Consider the following 3,494-nt stretch of genomic DNA (forward strand, 5'->3'; position numbering starts at 1 on the left):
GCTGTTGTGGCTGTCATCCTTGCTGCGGGTTTTGCTTTGTGGAAATATTGGGATCGTTTTTCTTCATTTGTCAAAGGTTTTGCACGGGGGGTATCTCGGGCTTGGGGGCGTGCCTTTGAAGCCGTCATGCGCTTTTTTGGTGCCGATACCACCACCATCACCAAATGGAAAAACATCATTGCTGCTGCTTTTGATCTCTCTCAAACTTGGCAAAAGTTTAAACAAGAGCTTAGCGCTGTTGTCGAGTGGTTTGGCAATTTGTGGGAAGGCGTTAAACAAAGCTTTTCCAACTTTTGGCAATGGTTGAAGAGTTTTTTTACACAGGAAAAGCTCTCGGAGAGTGCCAAGGCTGGTATGGAACAAGCGGGCGAAGATCTAGCTAATTCGATTGTCGATGGCTTTATGTCGTCTATCTCACAATTGATGGATTTTTGTAAATCTTTGCCTAGCCGCATTAAGGGGTGGATTGGGTCCATTGATGTAAGAGAGTTTTTGCCAAGTTTTTTGGGGGGTAAAACAGCCATCCAACCCATCGTGCAATTTGCGGGGGCTTCTCCTGTAAATTCATCTGCGAGAGAGCAAAGAGACAAAGACCGTTCCCCCATCACACACAATCAAAATGTCACAGTGCATGTTAATGGGGCGCGTGAACCCATGGCCACTGGTCGTGCGGTTGCCCATGCTTTGCAACGGGCACGCGCTAATGCGCTGCATGGCGGGACAGAATGAGGGGAGGGAGCCTATGAGAGATCCTTTGATGATGTTAGGACCGCATCAATTTTATGTGGATTGGCTAAATTTCCAATCCTTTGAAGAAGAGTTTTCTGCCTCCTGGGTTTGTATGGAGCGTTTTGGCAAGGCACCCAGTTTGCAATTTACTGGCTATGGCAATGATGCAAAGACCATTCATGGAGTTTGGTTTCCAGAAGAATTTGGTGACCGGGTAGCGATAGATGCCATCACTACAACTATTCGAAGAGCAAAGCCGGTCCAGATGCTTCGTTGGATTAATGATACGACCTATAGTGTCCTTCTCCATGGATCCGTAGTAATCACCACGATCAATAAAGACCATGACTATATCAGTCGCTCTGGTCAATCCCAGCGCATCCGCTATTCCATTACGCTCTTGCCCTTTTTTAATGGCGGAAAACCACAAGGACAATACCAAGAGAGACAAATCCAAGTGGGACAAACTTTATGAAGATACCAGAAAAACATGTTGTTGTAGAGCTAGAGGATATGAGCCTCGATCTCCTTTGCTTTCACCATGTCATGGCTGTGTTAGGGGACCGTTCTCAAGTTGGGGGACTAAACGGCTATTTAGAAGCCACACTGGAAGCTAATCCAGAGATTGCCAAATATGGTGTGTTTTTACCACGGGGCTTAAAGGTCATTCTGCCTGAATTTGTGTTGTCTAATCCCCAAAGCATGGTGAAGCGGTTATGGGATTAATGCGTACACACCCTTTTATTGTGGTCAAGGTGGGAGACAAACCTGTTCATGAGGTTTTTTACCAGCGTCTTTTAACCGCAACCATTACGGACCATACCGGTAATGAAGCCGATATATTTGAAGCAGAGTTTGACGATAGTGGCAATGATTTAGAGGTTCCCTCAAGCAATAGTGCGCTACAGGTGATTTTTGGCTATGAGAACAGCATCAGTGCCTTTATGGGGCGTTTTGTTGTCGAATCGGTTGTAAGTTGTGGTGGCAGTGATGGAGAGATTTTGCGCCTTTGTGGCAAAAGCGCCTCGATGCGTAAAGAGCTCAAAGAACAGGTGAGTGAACATTTTGATCACAAAACTGTTGGTGAGATTGTGGAGACACTTGCCAAACGCCATGGCTATCAAGCAAAGGTCAGTCCTCAGTTCACTCAACAAACTTTGCCTTATGTGATTCGTACAGATCAATCGGCTGTTGATTTTTTAACCCGCCTTGCCGATCGCATGCGGGCGCGTTTTTTGATCAAGGACAATAAGTTTTTATTTTTAAGCGGTGACAATTTACCAGCATTAGCAATCCATAAGCACGACTGTTCCAACTGGGAATTTACGTTAGAGCCACGTACGCAATATGGCACCATTGAAGCTTCTTATTTTGATCGCTCAAAAGGGCAGCAATGCCAAGTCAAGCATCAGACAGGGTTTAGCGGTCCCGTGCGGCGTCTTCGCAGTTGTTACACTTGTGAGGAGGAAGCACGAGCTGCTGCTGCTTCCGAGTCGGACAGGTTGTGTCGTGCTGTAGGCAGTGGTTCTTTGACCTTAGAGGGACGCCCTGAAATCATGGCGGATCAACCTCTTTTATTGCAAGGGTTTCGTGGGCAAATCAATGGGCCATGGAAAGCTTCCACTGTCACCCACCGCTATGAAAAACAAAGCGGATACACAACAGAAATCACACTCGAGGCACCAGACAAGGGAAAAGAAAGCAATGAGAACACTGAACATGCTAAAAACAGAAAATCCAAGAGATAATTTTGCTTCTTCTTTTCGTCAACTTCCCCATAATATTGAAGCGGAACAGGCATTACTTGGAGCAATCCTGATTAATAATAATGCACTCGATCGCGTTTCAGACTTTCTCAAAGCAGAACATTTTTTTGAAACGCTACACCAAAAGATCTTTGAGATTGTCTTACAAATTATTCAAAAGGGTCATCTTGCAAACCCCATTACAATCAAGCCCTATATCCAAATGGAAGAAAAAGTTGGAGATATTACTGTATACCAGTATGTTGTTCGCTTAGCCACAGAGGCAGTCACTATTATTAACACTGAAGATTATGGACGCGTCATTTACGATCTGTTTATCCGACGCTCTTTGATTAATCTTGGCAATGAAGTTGCCAATACAGCCTTTGATGCGCCTCTGGAGTTCACACCTTCCCAACAAATTGAAACAATTGAAAATCAGTTATTTGAGCTCGCCGAAAAAGGAAAATATGGAGGTGGGTTTGAAAACTTTGATACAGCCATTGCAAAAGCACTTAACATGGCAAGCGCTGCGAAAAAGCGTTCCTCACAGCTTTCAGGGATAGCTACCCATATCAAAACCCTTGATGAAAAAATGGGAGGATTACAAGCATCTGATTTAATTATCCTTGCTGGACGCCCTGCTATGGGGAAAACCTCTCTGGCGACCAATATTGCTTTTAATATTGCTAATGCTTGTAAGCGTGATAACAGCCAAGCCAATGAAGGGGGTATTGTTGGTTTCTTCTCACTTGAGATGTCAACAGAACAGCTTGCAACTCGTATTATCTCAGAACAAATAAAGGTTTCTTCTTCTGATATGCGTCGTGGTAATATCTCAGAAGAGTAATTTACCAACATCATTTACGCAATGCGTTCCTTACAAACAATCCCTCTTTATATTGATCAAACGGGGGGTGTATCCCTTGCACAATTGGCCGCCCGTGCAAGGCGTCTTAAACGACAACATGGTCTAGATGTCTTGATTATCGATTATATCCAACTCATGACAAGCGGTTC

3 protein-coding genes and 2 pseudogenes are annotated in these 3,494 nt (G+C 44.4%); all 5 read left to right on the forward strand.

Annotation, left to right across the window (positions count from 1 at the left end; genetic code table 11):
- Positions 1-729: pseudogene (locus tag ACFILZ_RS09345) on the forward strand (phage tail tape measure protein); the annotation flags it as partial.
- A 13-nt stretch (positions 730-742) separates the two neighbouring features.
- Entirely contained in the window at positions 743-1,204 is a 462-nt protein-coding gene (locus ACFILZ_RS09350) for a phage tail protein (RefSeq protein ID WP_375610994.1), read from the forward strand.
- On the forward strand, positions 1,201-1,455 hold the full coding sequence (locus tag ACFILZ_RS09355; RefSeq protein ID WP_375610995.1) for a tail protein X: 255 nt from the start codon (positions 1,201-1,203) through the stop codon (positions 1,453-1,455). The genes ACFILZ_RS09350 and ACFILZ_RS09355 overlap by 4 nt, the downstream gene beginning before the upstream one ends.
- Positions 1,455-2,477, forward strand: a complete 1,023-nt coding sequence (locus ACFILZ_RS09360) for a phage late control D family protein (protein WP_375610996.1) — start codon at positions 1,455-1,457, stop codon at positions 2,475-2,477. The genes ACFILZ_RS09355 and ACFILZ_RS09360 overlap by 1 nt, the downstream gene beginning before the upstream one ends.
- Positions 2,434-3,494, forward strand: a pseudogene (locus tag ACFILZ_RS09365) (DnaB-like helicase C-terminal domain-containing protein); the annotation flags it as partial. The gene ACFILZ_RS09360 and the pseudogene ACFILZ_RS09365, both read left to right, overlap by 44 nt.

Origin of the sequence: Bartonella sp. AP40SXNS, assembly GCF_042195825.1 — a bacterium.
Classification (GTDB): Bacteria; Pseudomonadota; Alphaproteobacteria; order Rhizobiales; family Rhizobiaceae; genus Bartonella.